The organism is Streptomyces sp. NBC_01260 (assembly GCF_036226405.1).
Taxonomy (GTDB): Bacteria; Actinomycetota; Actinomycetes; order Streptomycetales; family Streptomycetaceae; genus Streptomyces; species Streptomyces laculatispora.
On sequence record NZ_CP108464.1, the window covers coordinates 3,825,495 to 3,843,413 of the forward strand.

General features: G+C 68.9%; 15 protein-coding genes, 1 tRNA gene and 2 pseudogenes. 8 read left to right on the forward strand and 10 right to left on the reverse strand.

Features of this window, described 5'->3' with window-relative positions; translation table 11 throughout:
• Nucleotides 1–12: 12 nt before the first annotated feature.
• The 3 genes and pseudogenes from OG322_RS16910 to OG322_RS16920 form a co-directional block, all read right to left on the reverse strand.
• Nucleotides 13–381, reverse strand: a pseudogene (locus tag OG322_RS16910) (MFS transporter); the annotation flags it as partial.
• Nucleotides 342–1,490, reverse strand: coding sequence for a sensor histidine kinase (locus tag OG322_RS16915; RefSeq protein WP_260146834.1), 1,149 nt, complete (start codon nt 1,488–1,490; stop codon nt 342–344). The pseudogene OG322_RS16910 and the gene OG322_RS16915, both read right to left, overlap by 40 nt.
• A 65-nt stretch (nt 1,491–1,555) precedes the next feature.
• On the reverse strand, nt 1,556–2,212 hold the full coding sequence (locus OG322_RS16920) for a response regulator transcription factor (RefSeq protein ID WP_123460600.1): 657 nt from the start codon (nt 2,210–2,212) through the stop codon (nt 1,556–1,558).
• 166 nt (nt 2,213–2,378) lie between these two features.
• Between OG322_RS16920 and OG322_RS16925 the strand changes: the two genes are divergently transcribed.
• The 8 genes and pseudogenes from OG322_RS16925 to OG322_RS16960 all read left to right on the forward strand — a co-directional run bounded on the left by OG322_RS16925 (nt 2,379) and on the right by OG322_RS16960 (nt 8,903).
• Nucleotides 2,379–2,912: a hypothetical protein gene (locus OG322_RS16925; protein ID WP_123460599.1), complete on the forward strand. Its 534-nt coding sequence runs from the start codon at nt 2,379–2,381 to the stop codon at nt 2,910–2,912.
• Between the two features lie 2 nt (nt 2,913–2,914).
• Nucleotides 2,915–4,042: a peptidoglycan-binding domain-containing protein gene (locus tag OG322_RS16930; RefSeq protein ID WP_329306605.1), complete on the forward strand. Its 1,128-nt coding sequence runs from the start codon at nt 2,915–2,917 to the stop codon at nt 4,040–4,042.
• A complete protein-coding gene (locus tag OG322_RS16935) occupies nt 4,042–4,767 on the forward strand; it encodes an ABC transporter ATP-binding protein (protein WP_123460597.1) in 726 nt (241 codons plus the stop codon). Before OG322_RS16930 ends, OG322_RS16935 begins: the two co-directional genes overlap by 1 nt.
• Nucleotides 4,764–5,957 carry an ABC transporter permease gene (locus OG322_RS16940; RefSeq protein WP_123460596.1) on the forward strand — a complete coding sequence of 398 codons (1,194 nt, stop codon included), beginning with the start codon at nt 4,764–4,766 and terminating at the stop codon, nt 5,955–5,957. Before OG322_RS16935 ends, OG322_RS16940 begins: the two co-directional genes overlap by 4 nt.
• Nucleotides 5,958–6,115: 158 nt before the next feature.
• Nucleotides 6,116–6,382 (forward strand): annotated as a pseudogene (locus tag OG322_RS16945) (site-specific integrase); the annotation flags it as partial.
• Between the two features lie 310 nt (nt 6,383–6,692).
• Nucleotides 6,693–6,863, forward strand: coding sequence for a hypothetical protein (locus OG322_RS16950; RefSeq protein WP_329306606.1), 171 nt, complete (start codon nt 6,693–6,695; stop codon nt 6,861–6,863).
• Nucleotides 6,864–7,174: 311 nt separating this feature from the next.
• Nucleotides 7,175–7,306, forward strand: coding sequence for an Rmf/CrpP fold protein (locus OG322_RS16955; protein WP_329306607.1), 132 nt, complete (start codon nt 7,175–7,177; stop codon nt 7,304–7,306).
• Nucleotides 7,307–7,445: 139 nt separating this feature from the next.
• Nucleotides 7,446–8,903, forward strand: coding sequence for an NF041680 family putative transposase (locus OG322_RS16960; protein ID WP_329306608.1), 1,458 nt, complete (start codon nt 7,446–7,448; stop codon nt 8,901–8,903).
• A 263-nt stretch (nt 8,904–9,166) separates the two neighbouring features.
• On the opposite strand, the gene OG322_RS16965 is transcribed toward OG322_RS16960, so the two are convergent.
• From OG322_RS16965 to OG322_RS16995, 7 genes are all read right to left on the reverse strand, one after another.
• Nucleotides 9,167–10,681 carry a pentapeptide repeat-containing protein gene (locus tag OG322_RS16965; protein ID WP_241200083.1) on the reverse strand — a complete coding sequence of 505 codons (1,515 nt, stop codon included), beginning with the start codon at nt 10,679–10,681 and terminating at the stop codon, nt 9,167–9,169.
• A gap of 832 nt (nt 10,682–11,513) precedes the next feature.
• On the reverse strand, nt 11,514–11,735 hold the full coding sequence (locus OG322_RS16970) for a hypothetical protein (RefSeq protein WP_124284581.1): 222 nt from the start codon (nt 11,733–11,735) through the stop codon (nt 11,514–11,516).
• 86 nt (nt 11,736–11,821) lie between these two features.
• On the reverse strand, nt 11,822–12,670 hold the full coding sequence (locus OG322_RS16975) for a helix-turn-helix domain-containing protein (protein WP_123460593.1): 849 nt from the start codon (nt 12,668–12,670) through the stop codon (nt 11,822–11,824).
• Nucleotides 12,667–13,407 (reverse strand): DUF6879 family protein, encoded by a 741-nt coding sequence (locus OG322_RS16980; protein WP_123460592.1) that lies wholly within the window; start codon nt 13,405–13,407, stop codon nt 12,667–12,669. Before OG322_RS16980 ends, OG322_RS16975 begins: the two co-directional genes overlap by 4 nt.
• A gap of 475 nt (nt 13,408–13,882) precedes the next feature.
• A tRNA-Lys gene (locus OG322_RS16985) sits at nt 13,883–13,958 on the reverse strand.
• A gap of 91 nt (nt 13,959–14,049) precedes the next feature.
• Complete coding sequence (locus OG322_RS16990) at nt 14,050–15,660, reverse strand: amino acid permease (protein ID WP_241200082.1); 1,611 nt, start codon at nt 15,658–15,660, stop codon at nt 14,050–14,052.
• 81 nt (nt 15,661–15,741) lie between these two features.
• Nucleotides 15,742–17,877: an FG-GAP repeat domain-containing protein gene (locus OG322_RS16995; protein ID WP_260146833.1), complete on the reverse strand. Its 2,136-nt coding sequence runs from the start codon at nt 17,875–17,877 to the stop codon at nt 15,742–15,744.
• Nucleotides 17,878–17,919: the final 42 nt, after the last annotated feature.

The window sequence follows — 17,919 nt, forward strand, 5'->3', positions numbered from 1 at the left end:
GCACCTTGCACGTCACCTTGCCCGACGTGTCCGACCAGCCAGGGCGATCAGTGCCGCAAGTCCGGAAAGCGCGGCACGCAGCGCGAAGAGGAGTGGGTAGCCGCCGAGTGGTGAGGCCAGCGCTACGCCGGCGAAGGGGGCGAGTGCTGAGGCGGTGGTCGCAGGTGCTGCGAGGAGTCCGGACAGGCGGCCGTAGCGGGTGGTGCCCCATCGGTCGGTGATGGCTGTGGCCTGCAGCAGGGTGAGGTTGCCGCAGACCATCCCGGCCGCGACCGACAAGGCGATCAGCAGGGCGTAGGGGCCGGGCGTGAAGGTGGCTGTGGTGACGCCACCGAGCGCGATCAGCGTGGTGGTACGTGCGGTGACTCCGGTGTGGCGGGCAGTTCGACTCGGACGGTGAGGCCGCCGCCGGGGCGTGGGGTGGCGGTGAGCTCGCCGTGGTGGGTCAGGGTGATCGCCCGGACCACGGCCAGTCCCAGCCCGGTCCCGTCGCTGCGGTGTTCCCGACCGCGCTGGAACGGTTCGAAGAGGGCGGGGATTTCGTCCGGGTCCAATACCGGGCCGGTGTTGCCGACTTCGATGAAGGCAAGGCCGCCGAGGGTGCCGGTGGTCACCGTCGCCGTGCCGTCGCGGTGGTTGTGCCGCACAGCGTTGGCGAGCAGGTTCAGTGCGATCTGCCGGAGCAGTGAGGGGTCGCCCGTGACCGGGGCGGGCTCCGGGTCTGCGGTGATCCGGATGCCTGCCGTCCGGGCCTCGTCGGCCAGGTCCGCCAAGGCGTCCCTGGCGGCGTCCTTGAGGTCGACCGGTTGCGGCGTCAGCTGTGCGCTCTCGCCACGTGCCAGTGTCAGCAGTGCCGCGATCAGCTGTTCACTGCGGGCGTTGGCGTCCAGCGCACGCTGGACGGCGGGTCTCAGGTCGGCCGGGACCCGGCCTTGGGCGAGTGGGATCTCCAGGGCGGTGCGCTGGAGGGTGAGCGGGGTGCGCAGTTCGTGCGAGGCGTGGGAGGTGAAGCGGCGCTGGGCGGTGAAGCTGCGGTCCAGGCGGTCGAGCATGGTGTCGAAGGTGTCGCCGAGTTCGCGGACCTCGTCGTGCGGGCCGGTCAGGCCGAGCCGTTCGTCCAGGGTGCTGCCGGTACTGATCCGCCGGGCCGCAGCAGTGACCTGGCTGAGGCGGTGCAGTGAGCGGCTGCTGCCCCACCAGGCGAGCAGCCCGGCGAGTGCGGTGAAGACGGCGAGCAGGAGCAGGGAGCGCAGCAGCAGATCACTGAGGACGGTGTGCTGAAAGTCCTCGAAGCGCTCGGCGGGACTGGTGAGTGCGGCGGGGATCGAGGGGCCTTGCGGGGTGGCGGTGGGGCTCGGCGCCGTCTGGGCGGGAGCGAGCACGCTCGCGGGATCGATGCGGTAGCGGTTGTCTTTCAGGAGTTGGCGGGCGCTCAGCCAGTTCAGCAGGAGCAGTCCGCTGCCCAGGACTGCGAAGACCGTCGTGGTCATCAGGGTCAGTCGGCCGCGCAGGGGCAGCGCGTGCAGCGAGAGACGGCGACCGGTCCGGGCTCGGCTCACAGCCGGTACCCGTAGCCGGGGTCGGTGGTGATCAGTGGCGGGTCGCCGAGCTTGCGGCGCAGCGAGTGGACGGTGACCCGGACGGCGGTGGTGGCCGGGTCCAGCGCCGCGTCCCACAGGCTGTCCCGCAGTTGCTCGGTGTGGACCGGGGCGCCGTCCGCGGCCAGCAGTAGTTCCAGCACACCGAGCTCCTTGGGTGTCAGCTTCAGTGGCCGGCCGTCGCGTTCGGAAACCCTGCGCACGGTGTCCAGGTTGACGCCGTGCCTGCTCAGCACGGTGGCACTGCTGCCGGCAGGGGAGCGGCGGCCCAGCGCGCGCAGCCGGGCGATCAGCTCCAGGTACGAGAAGGGTTTGGCCAGGTAGTCGTCGGCGCCCTGGCCGAGGCCGTCGACCAGGTCGGCCAGGGCGCCGGCGGCGGTGAGCATCAGGATTCTGGCCGGGTAGCCGGCTGTGTTCAGGGCCCGGCAGACGGCGTCCCCACTCAGGGTGGGCAGGTTACGGTCCAGGAGCAGGACGTCGTACTCGGCGGCGGCCGTCATTTCGAGCGCGCGGGCGCCGTCGTGGGCGACCTCGCAGACCATTCCCTCGGCGCGCAGGCCCTCGGCGAGCATCGTGGCCAGGTCCACCTCGTCCTCGACGATCAGCACTCGCATGCTCTTGCCCTCCACTCGCGGCGCCCTGGCCTGCCCTGGCCTGCCCTGGTCAACGATGCGTCGGCAGGCGTTAGCCAGCGGTTAGGCACACACTCACCCGTGCATAACTCGTCGGTCCGTAGGAATGGCGGAGGTCAATGTCGACGCCCAGCAGGGAGAGCAGGAAATGCCTACCAAGACCATACGGACCGTACTGGCGGCGACCGCCGTGACGGCGGCGCTGGTAATGACCGGATGCTCCTCACAGGACACGGCGCCCAGCGTGGCCGGGGGCGACGGCACTGGAGAGAGCAAGCCGCAGGACGACGACGCGGTCCGGCGGGCCTGGGTCGACTGCATGCACAAGCAGGGGCAGACCAGCGTCGAGCAGGACAAGGACGGCAACATCACCTTCCCGGCCTCCGGAACCGGTGTCGACGGTCCCGGCTCGGCCAACGGCTTCGACGCGGCGAGCAAGGCCTGCGACGCCAAGGTCCCCGGTATCCACCAGGTCCAGCAGAAGGGCAACGAGAAGTTCGTCGAGCAAGGGCGCGCCTTCGTCGCGTGCGCGCGGAAGCACGGCTACGCGGGCATCCCTGACCCCGACCCCAAGAGCGGCATCCTCAATTTCCCGGCTAAATCGTTCAACACCGCCGCGTGGGACGCCATCCAGCCGGCCTGCGGCAAGCTCCCGATGCCCGGCTACTCGATCGGTCAGTGATCATGAGCCGCACTGTGGAGACCACCGCCCCCGCCGACACCTCGCCCGCTCCCACGCGAAAGAAGCGCCGTAAGGTCGTCGTCGCGCTCGTCCTGGTCGCCGCGCTCGGCGGCTCGGGTGCGCTCGCCGCGATGCGCCCCTGGGAGCACCACGGCACCGCTTCCGCGCAGCCGTCCGTCAGCCACGGCACCGTCGCGGTGCAGAAGGGCTCGCTGTCCACCGGCATCCAGGTCGGCGGCGCGCTCAGCTACGACACCCCGACTCCCGTCATCGCCTCCGGCCACGGAACCATCACCGCCCTGCCCGCCGTCGGCGCCGTCGTCAAGGCGGGAGCGAAGTTCTACGAGGTCGACGGACGGCCCGTGGTGCTGCTCACCGGGGACCGGCCGATGTGGCGCGACCTCGGCCCCGAAATCAGTGACGGACCCGACATCGAACAGCTCAAACGCAACCTGATCAAGCTCGGCCACGCCGACGGACTCGGTCTGACGGCCGACCAGAAGTTCACCCCTGCCACCGTCACCGCCGTCAAGCGCTGGCAGAAGTCCCTCGGCGAGAAGCAGACGGGGACGGTCACGCTCGGCAGCGTCGTCATGCTGCCTCAGGCGACCGTGCGGGTGCAGCAGCTCGGCGCACAGCTCGGCTCGGCCCTAGGGGCCACCGCGGTCATGACCGTGACCGGCACCGACCTGGTCGCCACCGCGCAGCCCGCCGACAGCCAGCTCTCCCAGTTCAAGCCCAATGGCCGGGTGACCGTGAAGCTGGCCGACGGCAGCACCATCAATGGACGCATTCGCTCACTGGTCCACGGCGGTTCCGGCAACGGCGGGGACAGCGGCTCGGACGGCGCGGACAAGACCACCGTCACCATCGCACTGGACCACCAGCGACAGGCCGAGCAGGCCGGGCCCTCCTCCGTGACCGTCACCGTCGTCGGCGAGACCGTCAGCGACGCGCTCATCGTCCCCGTCACCGCGCTGCTCGCCCTGGACGGCGGCGGCTACGGAGTCCAGGTCGTCTCCGGCACCACCACCCGGCTCGTCAGGATCCAGCTGGGACTGGTCGCCGACGCCAAGGCGCAGATCACCGGGGACGTCCAAGCCGGCGCCCAGGTGGTGATCCCGAAGTGATGTCCCCTCAGCCACCCGGCAGGGCACCCGTGCTGGAACTCTCCGGCATCACCAAGGAGTACCCGGGATCACCGCCGCTGCGCATCCTGCACGGCATCGACCTCACCGTCGAAGCCGGGGAACTCCTCGCCGTGGTCGGCCCCTCCGGCTCCGGCAAGTCCACCCTCCTCGCGCTGCTCGGCTCCCTCGACCGGCCCACTGCGGGGAAGCTGCACTTCGAAGGACGCGACCTGTCCGCGCTCTCCGACCCCGAACTGGCCGCCCTGCGCGCCCACCGGATCGGCTTCGTCTTCCAGCAGTTCTTCCTGCTGTCCGGGCTCACCACGGTCGAGAACGTCGCCACCGGCCTCCTCTACAGCGGTGCCCCCGCCTCACTCCGGCGCACCAGAGCCGTCGAAGCCCTGCGCGAGGTGGGCCTCGGACACCGACTCCGCCACCACCCCGACCAGCTCTCCGGTGGCGAGAAGCAGCGCGTCGCCATCGCCCGCGCCCTGGTCGGCCGCCCCGCACTGCTGCTCGCCGACGAACCCACCGGAGCCCTGGACAGCGTCTCCGGCGCCGCCGTCGTCGAGCTGCTGCGCACCCTGAACGCCAACGGCACCACGGTCGTCGTCATCACCCACGACCGCGAGCTGGCCGCCTCCTTCCCCCGGCGAATCGCCCTCCACGACGGCCGCATCGACTTCGACGAACGCGGCCCGCACCCCGCAGGAGCTGTCCGATGACGCCACCCCTGCGACGCACCCGGCTGCGCCCGACGGACATGCTGCGCCTCGGCATGATCGGACCGCGCACCCGCAAGATGCGCTCCGCCCTGTCCGCACTCGGCATCTCCCTGGGCATCGCCGCCGTCATCGCCGTGACCGGGATCTCCGCCTCCAACCAGGCGCACCTGCTGGAGCGCCTGGACCGGCTCGGCTCCAACCTGATCACCGTCGCCCCCGGCAACGGCCCCGACCAGAAGCCGGTGCCGCTGCCGCCCACGGCCGAGAAGATGCTGGCCAACATCGCCCCCGTGCAACAGGTCACCGCGACCGGGGCCACCAAGGCCCAGGTCTACCGCAACGACCTGGTCCCGGCGCAGCAGACCAACAGCCTCACCGTGCTGGCCGCCCGGCTCAACCTGCTCGACGTCCTGCACGCCACCCTGCAGAGCGGACACTGGCTGGACAAGGCGAGCGAGAACCTCCCCATGACCGTGCTCGGCGACCAGGCCGCACTCCGGCTCGGCGTGACCGCGCCGGGCGAGCGGGTCTGGCTGGGCGGACAGTGGTTCGTCGTCACCGGAATCCTGGCACCGAACGAGCTCGCACCCGAGCTCGGCACCGCCGCCCTGGTCGGCTGGCCCGAAGCCACCGCCCACCTGGGCGCGGACGGCACCGCCGCCATGGTCTACCTCAGGGCCCACCCCGAACGCGTCCCTGACGTACAGACCGTTGCCGGAGCCACCGCCGACCCCGCCAACCCGAGCACGGTCGCCGTCAGCCGCCCTTCCGACCTGTACACGGCACGGGCCGAGACCAAGAACTCCCTCACCGGACTCGTCCTCGCCCTCGCAGCGGTCGCCCTGCTCGTGGGCGGCGTCGGCATCGCCAACACCATGGTGGTGGGAGTGATGGAACGCCGCGGCGAGGTCGGACTGCGCCGCGCGCTGGGCGCCCGAGGCGGCCAGATCGCCGTCCAGTTCCTCATCGAGGCCGTACTGATGGGCCTCATCGGAGGAGTCGGCGGGCTGTTCGTGGGCGGCCTCGCGGTCTACGGCTACGCCCTCGCACAGGGCTGGCCCGCCTCCATCCCGCTCTACACGGTCATCGCCGGACCCCTGGTATCAGTGCTGGTAGCGGCCGTCGCCGGAATCTACCCGGCACTGCGCGCAGCCAGGGTGTCCCCGACAGACGCCCTGCGTTCGGCCTGACCGACACGCCGGAGCCTCCGAGGTCGCAGACGGGGCCCGACTACGCGGACATGGCGTCCGCCGACGCCCATGCGCTGCTTCCCCGGCTCCACCACGGCCAGCCGCGGAGCATGCTGCCACGCCGTCTGCAGATGCGTCGCCGCCACCCACAGGGTTAGCGCATCCTCGCCACCACGGATCTGCCGCCCATCACTCTGCGCGGTCTGCGCCACTCCACGATCACGCTGACCTCTGACACGCACACGAGCCTGCTGCCCGAGGTCGACAAGGCTGCCGCCGAAGCCGCCGCTGCCCTGGTGCCACGTGCCCGTAAGGCTTCCTCCGTAGCGCCTGCTGTCGGACCGTCCGCTCACGCATCGCTCACGCAAGAGCCCCGGAACGACGAAGCGCCCCGACCGGATGAAGCCAGTCGGGGCGCTAAGTAGCAGGTCAGATGGAGTTTTCCCGCCCTGCATCGCGTAGGCCGTGTGGGACTCGAACCCACAACCAACGGATTAAAAGTTCGAATTCAGATGTGCCGCCGGGTGATGCCCGGTGACGAATCTCTGCTCCCGTGCAGGTCAGCGGGGTAGGGCTCCTCCGTCCGGTGCCGCCCCGTGTCGGCTAGCTACAGCGCATCCGTGACCACTCACGTGACCACGCCACCGCGCCGCCGACACAGAGCGGCGCCGCTCCGGTGCTCGCAACACCGGCAAGGCGCCTTGATCCGAGCCCTTCCGATCAAGGAGTCAGACCATGAGCATCACCGTACCGATCCCGGAACAGTTGAACGCCCCGCAGGCAGACGGCCGTGCGTGCGTCGCCTGCGGCACCGAGACTGCGGCCATGCGGCCGGTGGGCGACCGCGCCGGCGTCCAGCTCTTCGCGTGCGTCGCGTGCATCGACCACGCGGAGGACGGCCGATGAGCAGTCAGCAGCGAGTGTCCGTGCGCCGTACAGCCAACTTTGACGACGACCTGGCCCTGTTGCAGGGGCCCGGTGTGACGGCGTCGGACGCTGTCCGACACGCGGTGCGGCTCGTGGCGCAGGCGCATCGGTACGCGGACCTGTGGGCCCAGGCTCACGGCGGCCGGCGGCCGTCGGTACTGTCCATTCGGACCTGTGACCTGTTGTTGGTGGCACCGGTGTCCGACGGGCGCGAGTAGGTCGTGTGACGCGAGAGCGCTCACCCGTCGGACACGGGCGGGCCCTGTCATACATGCAGGTCAAGAGGGGGAATGGTGGGTACACGCGAGGACATCACACGGGCAGTGATCGAGGGAACCGAGGCCGGGCGCCGCGGCGACCCCCCGACCGTATGCCCGTACCCGCGTACGTCCCTGCTGCGTACCGCGTGGATCCGCGGCTAACTTGATCTTTAACCTCGGGGTCCGAACGGCTCGTCGTACTTGATCACTCGGATTGGTAACTGCCGTACACACGGGCGGCCTTCGGCTGAGCATGTGATCCGACCAAGGAACACACAAGCTCAGCACGAAGGCCGTGGGGATGACTCTGTCGCACCATGCTGTCGGGCAGGATCCGTTTGCGGAACTGTCACGCTTCCGGGGTGAGTTCTACTCCTGTCTGACCAGGCGTGCGGATGCGCTGTTCGAACTCGCGGACGCGGTGCTGTGTGCGGACGGTCCCGTCCGGTCGCTGGTGGAACTGTCGCTGGTGGGTGAACACCGTCGCGGACACGGCGGGCTCTACGACGCCCTGTCTGCAGGCCGGGTCGACGTCGCGCGGCTGCGACGGGCTCTGGCGGCGGTGCCGCTGCCGCGGGCGGCGGACGGCCGGCTGGTCCTGGCCGCCGACCTCACCTGCTGGCTGCGGCCCAGCGCGCACACCTCACCACAGCGGATCCTGTGCCACACCTACGGACGGGGCAAGGACCAGCACATTCCCGTGCCCGGCTGGCCCTACTCGGTGATCTGTGCGCTGGAGACGGGCCGCAGTTCCTGGACCGCACCGCTGGACGCGCTGCGTCTGGCGCCGGGCGATGATGCTGCCACTGTCACCGCCGGGCAGATGCGTGACCTTGTCGAGCGGCTGATCGCGGCGGGGCAGTGGAAGGACGGCGACCCGGAGATCCTGATCGTGGTGGATGCCGGCTACGACGTGCCCCGTCTGGCCTTTCTGCTGAAGGACCTACCGGTGCAGGTACTGGGCCGGATGCGCTCGGACCGTGTCCTGCGACGCGCGGTCCCATGCCGCGAGCCCGGTGTCCGGGGGCGGCCGCCCCGCCACGGCGGCGAGTTCGTCTTCGGTGACCCCGCCACCTGGGGCACTCCCGATGCCCAGACGGTGACCGCAACCCGCCTCTACGGCGCCGCCATCGCACGGGCCTGGGACCGTCTTCACCCGAGACTGACCCACCGCTCTGCCTGGACGGCCCAGCTCGGCGCCCTGCCGGTCATCGAAGGAACCGTGATCCGTTTGCAGGTCGAGCACCTGCCCAGCGGCGCGACACCGAAGCCGGTCTGGCTGTGGTGGTCAGGCACCGACGCCACCACCGGCGACGTCGACCTGCTCTGGCAGGCATTCCTGCGACGCTTCGACATCGAGCACACCTTCCGCCTGTTCAAGCAGACCCTGGGCTGGACCTGCCCGAAGATCCGCAGCCCCGAAGCCGCCGACCGCTGGACCTGGCTGACCCTGGTGGTCTTCACCCAGCTCCGACTCGCCCGCCCGCTGGCCGCCGACCTCCGACGGCCGTGGGAGAAGCCGAGCCCGCCGGACAAACTGACCCCCGCACGAGTCCGCCGAGATTTCCGGCACCTCCGCCCGAAGGCTGCCTGTCCTGCCGGAGCACCGAAATCCTCACGGCCCGGCCCAGGACGGCCACCCGGCCGCAGAAACAACCAACCCACCGCACGCTACGACGTGCACACAGTCGGCAAACCAGGCCCCGCAAAGCGACGGACGAAAAAGTCAACAACCCCCCGTCCCCGCCGCACAGGATAAAGATCAAGCTAAGGGCTGTCCCGCAATTCCTGGCGGATCAGCGCGCGGCGTCGGATGCGGTGCATCGCAAGGCGGAGGGGCGTCCGCATACTGGATGTATGTGGACGTTCCGACAACGCGGCGAGGTGCCGTAGCTGTCGTCGCGCGCCCGCCGGAAATTGCGGGGCAGCCCTTGCGCGCGAACCCGGCCGATTGCAGCGGCTACAAGGTGAGCGCTGCAACGGTGCTGAGCACGGGCCTCTCCCAGAACGACGGAATGGGGGTCATCGCTTCACCCGCCCGCGAATGGCGAGTGCGGCCAGACCAAGCAGGATCGGTTCCGAGAATCTGGACACCATCTCGATATACTCACCGGATGTGGTCAAGTCTCCCTCGCTGGACCGGAACACGACCGAGTTAAGCGTGACCTTCAACGCCTTCTCAAACCGCTTGCTTGTGAACCGATCCCTCACTGGGTTCTTCGGGTCTTCCTTGTCGATCTCGAAGGTGACCCTGCCCCCGCTGGTCGGTGCCGTTCCGGTTGCTTCCTGCTTTGGCGAGTTCTGGGGCAGTCCGAATCCCATCATCAGCACTACCGTGACCAGCATTGCAATAATGAGCCAGCCGAGGGCGCGGGAGGCCCGAAGCCCGTAACCAGATAGCAGCCAGTACGCGGAAAGAAGCCAGCGTTCGGCCCTGCGCCATCCGAAGCTATGGCGGCGCATCTCCATTTCTCCATAGTAGAAGTCGGCAGCACCCGGTTCATCCTTCGCGTCCTCCCGGGATTTTCGAAGCTGCCGGTAAATAATCGTAAGCGTGGCGAGACCGGGGACGTCGTGCTCATTCTCGCAAGGGATTCCCCATCCGCGGCACAGTCCAGCAGGGCGACCAGGCAGAGCACGCCATTGGCGTTCCTCTTCTATGACTTGCCGGCGGGTCCACCTGAAGGGAAGTCCTCGGTGCCAGCGCCGCCCTTGTGGTGTGCCAGCGAAAGCCCAATGCCCGTCGAGGCGAAGCTGATCTAGATGCAGGGCGCCAGAGAACCGGCATGATGTGAGATCGACATCAGACATGGTGAGCATCGCGCAATCGACACCGCGAAGAGACTCGACACTGAGGCCTGCCTGAGACCAACGAACTCCCGATTCGTTGAGACGGTCGCTACGGCTGAATGGGACAGGATGGGCTATTACCGAGACAGGCTGCGTCAACACGGCATCAGCGAGATCCAATGTCGCGTGACGAAGCCGCAGAGTGGCAGTGGAATCCCATCGAGTTCGTTCGCACGTTATGCGCTCTGCCCCGGCTTCAATAGTGACGGGCATTGCAAACGATGCGTAGTCGAGAATCAAGGTACCTCCGCACAGCAGAGGCCCGAGCCTCGGCGCAGCCGCAGTGAAGGTGGCCCGACTTAAATCGAAATCACCCGAGCTCAGCACTTCACCAAAGAAGGCCAGATCATTAAAAGTGACAGCCGAGAAGAAGGCGAATTCAAGAAACCCCACAGCATCGAAAAATGCAGGCTTACGGAATACCGCTTCCAAGAAGCTAGCGCCGCGCACAAATATGCATTCGTTAAAGTAGGCATACTCATTGAAGAGTGACTCATCAAAAGATGCCCTCTCAGCGAATGAGGCCGAGCTGAATTCCGCGACATCAAATTCTGCACGATCGAAGTTCGCCGCGCCCGTAAACTCCGTTTCGGAAAAAATCGCCGATCCGTGAAATGTTGCCTCTTGGAAAGAGGCGACACCGATCCGGGTCGGGCTGCCAGCATGTTCTCTGAGAGCGTCGAGCAAGTCTCTGAGTAGCACGGTATGGAAAGGCGTGCCCCGATGGTCGACGGCATCGCCTGGCCGCAGTCCGCCGAGGTACGACGCGCGGTCTGCCTCATCGAGGTGGGCTAGGCATGCGGAGAATCCAGGTACCTTCACCCCCCGGCACCCCGCGGGATCAGCAGTTCCGTCGGCCCCGTTGGCGCAGTGATCCCAGTCAGGAAAGCTAACGTCCCCTAATGTATCGAGCACGTTGGTGCTGACGCCTCCTCTGCGCTTCCGGTTCCACGCGAAGTTGGTGCTGTCAGTCGGTGATGGTGGACAACTTCGTGGGCGGGTCGCAGCTTTGGTGCGAAGCCCGTCGGCACCCTGAGCCCCGAGAACCCCTCTGTTGACTGTAGGACGGGGCAGGATGGGAAAGGTCGCCGGATGGGCAGCGAAGTGGCTTTGGGCGGGGCTGCCACGGGGCGAGGGATCATCGCCCACACGCTGGCCGCGAATAGGGCAGCCCTTGGCCAGTCATCGCGGACCGCAACACCCTGGTCGTGAATGGGCCCTATGCGGTGGTGTGCCGGGCCAGGCGCCATGCGGGCAGTAGGCCGAGCCCGTCGGACCGTGAGCCCCGCACGCTGGCGATCGGCGGACGCTACGGGGGGAGCGTCGCCACCAGCGTGCGGGGCGGTCTACGGGGCGCGGCACTGATGGCACTCGCACGGCGGCCACGCAGAGGTCAGTAGTGGGGGTAGGTCGTCCGTACCGCGCATGGTCTTCTGCGGCTCCCACGTACGGCCGCTGTCGCGGGAGACCCGCATCGTCATGAGGGTCTGCTCGTCACTCACTCGCTGGGTTCGGTCGGTCATCGGTTCGGCGTCTGGTTGCTGCGGGCGCGGGTGGCGTCGCGGAGTGCCCTACGCATCTCGGTGCCGGTCTCGCAGTCACGTTCGGGACTGTTGCACCGGGGACAGGGGCCGGTCGTCTCGGTGCCGCCCGTGTGCTCTACGAGGACGCGGTACGCCGCCTCTTCAGCGGGGGACCACGGGATGTTCTGGATGCGCGGCGTGGGTGTCCGTGTGGTCATATCGGGACGGTAGGGAACGCGATTGCGCGGCCGTGCGCCGATTGCGCGTGATTGCGGGCGCCGTGGGGCAGGTTGCGGCCGGTTGCCTACAAGGGATCCAGAGAGGCGCGGGCGCGGCCGATGAGGCGACGGGCTTGCGATCCGTACTCGGCGGCCTCGGCGAGCCATTCCCACGCGCGTTCGTACAGGGCAAGGTCGTCGTCACCGGTGAGCCACAGTTCCTCGCTGATCGTCTCGACGATGACCAACCGCCGGTCGTAGATCCAAAAGCCGTGCGGCGCGGTGCGGCGCAGCTGCGTGCCGAAGGGGATGATGCCTATCTCGATGCGCCGCTGCCCGATGAGGGTGTACAGGCGGTCGAGCTGTTCGGCCATCACGTCGGCCGGGCACGCGCGGTGGTAGAGAGCAGCTTCGCAGACGAGGAACCGGAACGACTTCTCCGGGTCGTAGAGCGCCTCTTGGCGACGTATGCGGGCCGCTACGGCGGCCTCGGTGGTGGCTGGGATGCCGCGGAAGTCGGCGTTGATTTCGAAGATGGCTCGGGCGTACTCCGGCGTCTGAAACAGACCGGGGATGCGGGAGACTTCCAGACCGCGGATCATCGTCGTCTTCTCGGTCTGCCGCACGGCGATTTCCTGCCGCCCGCGGTGTCCGCCCGCCAACTGCCGTCGCCATGAGCGGTGGCGCTGCTTCATCTCCAGTCCGGCGCGGAGTCCTTGTAGCTCGGCTTCGGTGTCGCCCTGGCCGCACGACTGCGCCCACGCCGTGAGGTCGTCGCGGCTGGGCGTCTGCTTGCCGTTCTGGAGCCGGGAGACCTTCGAGGTCTGCCAACCGAGCTTGGTGGCCAGGTCCTTGCCGTCGAGGCCGGCCTCGGTGCGCAGTTCCCGCAGGCGCGCGCCGAGTGCCTCTCTCGCGGTCTGAAAGTCGGTGCTCACATCGCGGAACGTACCTGCTTGGCGAACTCGGTTGCAGGTGCGGCGTGGTGCCATGCGGCGTCGCGGGCCTGGCAGGCGGCGAGGACCTGGGCGGGGTCCTCGGTGACGTAGACGCCAAGGGTGGTGTCGTCCTCGTCGAACGCGAAACGGGCGAGGATCTTGGAGTCGAACAGCCAGTAGTCGTCATCGGGCAGGCGCAGCCGGTCGGCCTCGGCACGAGTGAGGTGGCGGATGTCCTCGCCTGCGGCAATGTTGCCCGGGGTGCTGGCGCGAAGGAATTCCTGACCCTGGGTGAGCGGTTCGTCGACGATGCGGACGCGTTCGAACCTCTTGCCCTGCTCGGTCTGGGCGGTGACGTTCTCCCGCCAGGGGTTGCCGGGGTCGCTTCTGATGTCCTCGCCATTGAGCCAGCGTTGCCACTTGGGGCTGTTTCGGTCGGTGGCGTAGCCGCGGCGCATCTCCAGCCGCCAGGCCGTGTGCCGGAAGTCGCGGAACAGGTGGGAGATCGACGCGAACGGCTGAAGCGTGGGGGCGTCGTCTCTGGGGGCGTAGCGGGTGAGGAGTGCCCGGGGGACGCGTACGAACGTCTCTGACGACTTCACATCGCGAAGTTGGGCCAGGTGGCCGGGGTCGGTCTCGCGGTCGCCCTGAACAAGGATCTCGTCCGTTTCCTCGATTTCGTACAGGGTGGGGCAGTCTCCATCGTCGCTGGTGGTGCCGATGAACCTGAGCGTCATGTTGCCCTCCGGTCGCCTCCGGTCGCCTGCGGTCAGGGGACCAGGGTGCGGCCGATGGCTGCTGACGGCCCGGGGATTGCGGGAAATTGCGGACAAGTGGGTGGGCTGTCGGCTTGCGCGCAATCGGGGGTGTGGGCACTGAGAGGCCCCGGCGGTGAGGGCGCCGGGGTCGGTCATGCTCGGATGCGGGGGCGGCCGACGAGGCGTTCGTAGTCGTCGGGTCACTCGGTGGCGAGGCGGTACCACTCCCATGCGGTGAGGTGGCGGGTCTCGGCGAGGGTGGCCGGCGGGCGGAACGCACGCAAGGGCGGCGGCTGCTACCCCGCGCCCGCCGCACCGCGCCAACTGCGCCGACCGACGGTGAGCGTGACCACACGGTGACCACCTCGGCTACGGATTCGCCCGTCGAGCAGGTCACGGAAACGACAGAACCCCCGTTGACGCAGGTCAACGAGGGTTCTGACCCCGAGGGGTCTGGTAGGCCGTGTGGGACTCGAACCCACAACCAACGGATTAAAAGTCCGCTGCTCTGCCAATTGAGCTAACGGCCCTCGCCGAATCACCCCCGAGCATAGCCCGCCGCGACCCGGCCGCCGATCGGGTATCGGTTGCCGGGCCCCGTCATCGTGGAGGCGGCCTCGCTCAGCGAGGCGTATTGCGGGCGATCGTGCGCTTGTGATCCGGATTGAGGAACCAGTGACGGGCCGAGGCCAGCCACCAGGTGGCGGCGAAGCCGAGGACCACCAGGACGGCGACCGGGGCGTAGTTGAAGGTTTCCCAGGTGACGGGTGAGACCTGGGGCAGCATGAAGAGCACCGTGATGACCGCCACCCAGACCACCGCGACGATGCCGATGGGGCGGGACCAGCGGCCCAGGTGCCAGGGACCGGGCCGGAAGTCGCCGCGCAGCAGGCGGAGCAGGGTGGGGATGACGTAGGCGATGTAGAGGCCGATCACCGCGATGGAGGTGACGGCCGCGTACGCGGTGACGTTGATCAGGTACGGGAGGCCCAGTACCAGGGCGCCGATGGCGGCCAGCCAGACCGCCGCCACAGGGGTGCGGGTGCGCGGGCTGACCGTGTGCCAGACGTGGGAGAACGGGAGGGCGCCGTCCCGGGAGAACGCGTAGATCATGCGGCTGTTGGCGGTCACGGACGCCATGCCGCAGAAGAGCTGGGCGCCGATGACCACCAGGAGCAGCAGCTTGCCCGTGGTGGCGCCCAGGGCGTCCAGGAGGATCTGGGCGGGCGGGGCGCCGGTCGGGGAGGCCAGGGCTCCGTCGTAGGACTGGATGGCGAAGGTGAAGCCGAGGAGGAGGACGAAGCCGGCGATCCAGGAGGTCCAGATCGACTGGACGATGCCGCGCGGGCCCGCCGTCGCCGCGTCGTGCGTCTCCTCCGTCATATGGGCGGAGGCGTCGTATCCGGTGAAGGTGTACTGGGCCATCAGCAGCCCGATCATCACCACGTAGAACCCGCTGCCCCAGCCGGTGTTGTTCACGAACCCCGTGAAGACGAACGACGCCGACTGGTGGGAGTCCGGTACGAAGGTCAGCGCGCCGACGATGACCGCGACGCCGAGCACGTGCCACCACACGCTCACGCTGTTGAGGAACGCGACGATCCCTACCCCGAAGGTGTTCAGCAGGCCGTGCAGGAACAGGATCGCGGCGAAGAGGAGGATCGTGCGGCCGGGCGTGATCCCGAAGTCGAACTGGAGGTTCAGGTACGCGCCCAGGAACGACGCGGCCCCGAAGTCGATCCCGGCGGTCACCGCGACCTGGCCGAGCACGTTGAACCAGCCCGTGAACCACGCCCATGCCGCCGCCGAGCGCGGCGGAGCCAGCCGGTGGGCCCAGAAGTACAGGCCGGCGGACGTCGGGTACGCCGAACAGATCTCGGCCATCGCGAGCCCGACGAACAGCGTCATCAGGCCGACGCCGACCCAGCCCCAGGTGATCAGGACCGGGCCGCCGGTGTTCATGCCGAACAGGTAGAGCGTCAGGCAGCCGGAGAGCACCGAGATGATCGTGAACGAGACCGCGTAGTTGGAGAAGGCCGACATCCGGCGGGCGAGAACCTGGGTGTAGCCGAGCTCGGCCAGCCGCTCCTCATCGGAGACGGGTGAGGCGGGAGGGGCTGGTAAGGCGGGGGAGGTGGGTGAGACGGCGGTCGCGGGTGAGGGATCCGACGGACCGGAGGGGCTTGACCCGTCGGACGGACCGGACCGGGTCTCACTGGGGTTGTTTGTCATGCCCCCAGCGATTCCCTCGCCGGGGGCACGACATGCACCGACGGCCCGGCCCCGTGGGGCGGAGGCCGGGGCCTCAGTGCCTCAGAAGATCCCCTTGTACGTCTGCCACCCCGTGGCGATCTGCGTACGGGCCCCGAACGAGCCCTTGCCGTTGCCGTTGTTGCGGAACAGCTTCCCCGCCGGGTCGCGTACGACGATGTCGTTCCTGCCGTCGCCGCTCAGGTCTCCGACTCCCACCACCGCGTTGTACGAACGCCCCCAGTCCGAGAACACCTTCACCCGCGGCGCGAAGCTGCCGTTGCCCAGGCCGTTGTAGCGCCACAGGCCGCCGTCGCGGTCGTGGCCGAGCAGGTCGGGGCGGCCGTCGCCGGTGATGTCGCCGACGCCGGTGATCTGGGCGTACGTCTTCCAGTTGGTGAAGATCCTGGCCTTCGGCGCGAACTTCCCGCCGGCCGCTCCCGCGTAGAAGTACATGTCGCCGGTGGACGTCTGACGGGCCACGAGGTCGGCCCGGCCGTCCCCGTTCAGATCGCCGGGCGAGGTCAGTACGTCGTACTGCTGCCAGCCCGTGCCGATCGTGGTGTGCTTGCCGGCCGGCGTGTACCCGGAGGTGCCGCAGCGGCCGGCGTACTGGCGCAGTTCGCCGCCCGGCATCCGTACGAGCAGTTCGGAGCAGCGGTCGCTGCCGGTGTCCGCGAACGGTACGGCGAGCGTGCCGGCCGGCCAGCCGGAACCGGACTTCTTGCCGTCGAAGCTGCCCGGGGTCTGCCCGAACTGGACGGTCAGAGAGCCGGAGGAGTTGAGGGTGACCAGGTCGCCGATGCTGTATCCGCCCTGGTCGTGGAAGCCCGCCACGGCGCCGCCCACCCCGATGGTCCCGCTGGTGGTGTACGTCCCGGACCCGTCCTCGGCCGTCGCCTTCAGGGTCCAGGCGTGCCGGCCGTTGCCCGTGTATCCGCCCGCGTCCGTCCGGCCGTCCCAGGCGACGTCCGCCTCGGTGCCGGAGCCGGCGCCCTTCAGGGTGCGCACCGTACTGCCGGTCCAGTCCTTGACGGTGTACGTCCAGTTGACGGGCTTGTTGAACTGCCAGGTGCTGAGCCACGCCTCCAGGCCATTGACGCCCTTGATGTCGATGGAGGTGCCGCCGACGTCGGAGGCGATCTTCGCGAGGGGCTGCGCGGGCACTTCGCTGGGCACGATGTGGACGGAGTTCGCGGCGTCGACGTACGCGATGTCCCCGCCGAACTTGTCCACCGCCCAGGTCAGCCGCCGCTGGTCGGCGGTCTTCCCGGCGGGCAGGTCGGCCACCACGCGGGTGACCGTCGCCTTGCCGGTGTGGAAGTCGGTCAGCAGCAGCTTTCCGGCGGTCCGGTCGTGCCGGACGAGGTACCCGTCGCCGACGAGGGCGGGCCCGGACGGCACGGTGAACGACTTCTTCGCCGTCCGGTCGTACACACCGGCCGCCCCGGTCGTCCCGCAGTTCCAGTAGACCCAGCGTCCGACCGCACGGACCTCCTTGATCACACAGGGGGCGCCGGTGGCCGCCTTCTCCACGACCTTGTTCTTCTCGATGTCGGTCGCGGTGAGCGCACCCGTGGTGGAGGCCGCCGCCCAGAGCGAGGTGCCCCAGACGGAGGCCGCGGTGGGGCTGCGGACGATGGGGTCGGCGTTCGCGTAGTAGCTCGGGTACATGTCGGCCCGCTGCTTGACGGGGGCTCCGCCGTTGACGACATAGGCGCGGGCCGTCAGGTCCACGAGCTTCGCGGTGCCCGCGGGGTAGTGGACATCGCCGCCGTGGTACGAGTCCCCGGGCCGCCAGAACTGGACGCTCTCGGTGCCGGCGTCGTCGCCGTCGACGAACACGACGCCGTAGTCCCCGTGGCCCGAGGCGACCAGCTCCACGCAGGAGCCCATGTCGCAGGGCACCGTCCTGAAGTGCGCGCCGTTGGCGAAGGGCCCGGCGTACGACCGGCTCTCCCGCGCCCCCACGGTCACGCCGTCGGCGGACACCCGGCGCTCGAAGACCATCGCGTCACCGCTGCCACTCCGCTCCGCGGTGACCAGCCGCCCACCGGCGAAGTCGAGGCCGCGGACGCCGGTGGTCACCACGGTGGCCGGAGCCCCGCCAGGGGCGGCCGTGGCGGGTACGGCGGCCGTCGCGAGGACGGTCGCCCCCAGCGCGGCCCCCACCAGTGCCGTACGGCCACGAACGAACACGGTCAACGAAATCCCCTCCCGGGCGACAGACGGAATGCTGCG

What these genes read in the sequence shown, in the direction of transcription:
- OG322_RS16930 (WP_329306605.1), top strand. Translation starts at nt 2,915, where the DNA reads ATGAGCCGCACTGTGGAGACCACCGCCCCCGCCGACACCTCGCCCGCT.
- OG322_RS16980 (WP_123460592.1), bottom strand. Translation starts at nt 13,407, where the DNA reads ATGACGCTCAGGTTCATCGGCACCACCAGCGACGATGGAGACTGCCCC.
- OG322_RS16940 (WP_123460596.1), top strand. Translation starts at nt 4,764, where the DNA reads ATGACGCCACCCCTGCGACGCACCCGGCTGCGCCCGACGGACATGCTG.
- OG322_RS16950 (WP_329306606.1), top strand. Translation starts at nt 6,693, where the DNA reads ATGAGCATCACCGTACCGATCCCGGAACAGTTGAACGCCCCGCAGGCA.
- OG322_RS16935 (WP_123460597.1), top strand. Translation starts at nt 4,042, where the DNA reads ATGTCCCCTCAGCCACCCGGCAGGGCACCCGTGCTGGAACTCTCCGGC.
- OG322_RS16915 (WP_260146834.1), bottom strand. Translation starts at nt 1,490, where the DNA reads ATGACCACGACGGTCTTCGCAGTCCTGGGCAGCGGACTGCTCCTGCTG.
- OG322_RS16920 (WP_123460600.1), bottom strand. Translation starts at nt 2,212, where the DNA reads ATGCGAGTGCTGATCGTCGAGGACGAGGTGGACCTGGCCACGATGCTC.
- OG322_RS16990 (WP_241200082.1), bottom strand. Translation starts at nt 15,660, where the DNA reads ATGACAAACAACCCCAGTGAGACCCGGTCCGGTCCGTCCGACGGGTCA.
- OG322_RS16955 (WP_329306607.1), top strand. Translation starts at nt 7,175, where the DNA reads ATGGTGGGTACACGCGAGGACATCACACGGGCAGTGATCGAGGGAACC.
- OG322_RS16960 (WP_329306608.1), top strand. Translation starts at nt 7,446, where the DNA reads ATGACTCTGTCGCACCATGCTGTCGGGCAGGATCCGTTTGCGGAACTG.
- OG322_RS16970 (WP_124284581.1), bottom strand. Translation starts at nt 11,735, where the DNA reads ATGACCACACGGACACCCACGCCGCGCATCCAGAACATCCCGTGGTCC.
- OG322_RS16925 (WP_123460599.1), top strand. Translation starts at nt 2,379, where the DNA reads ATGCCTACCAAGACCATACGGACCGTACTGGCGGCGACCGCCGTGACG.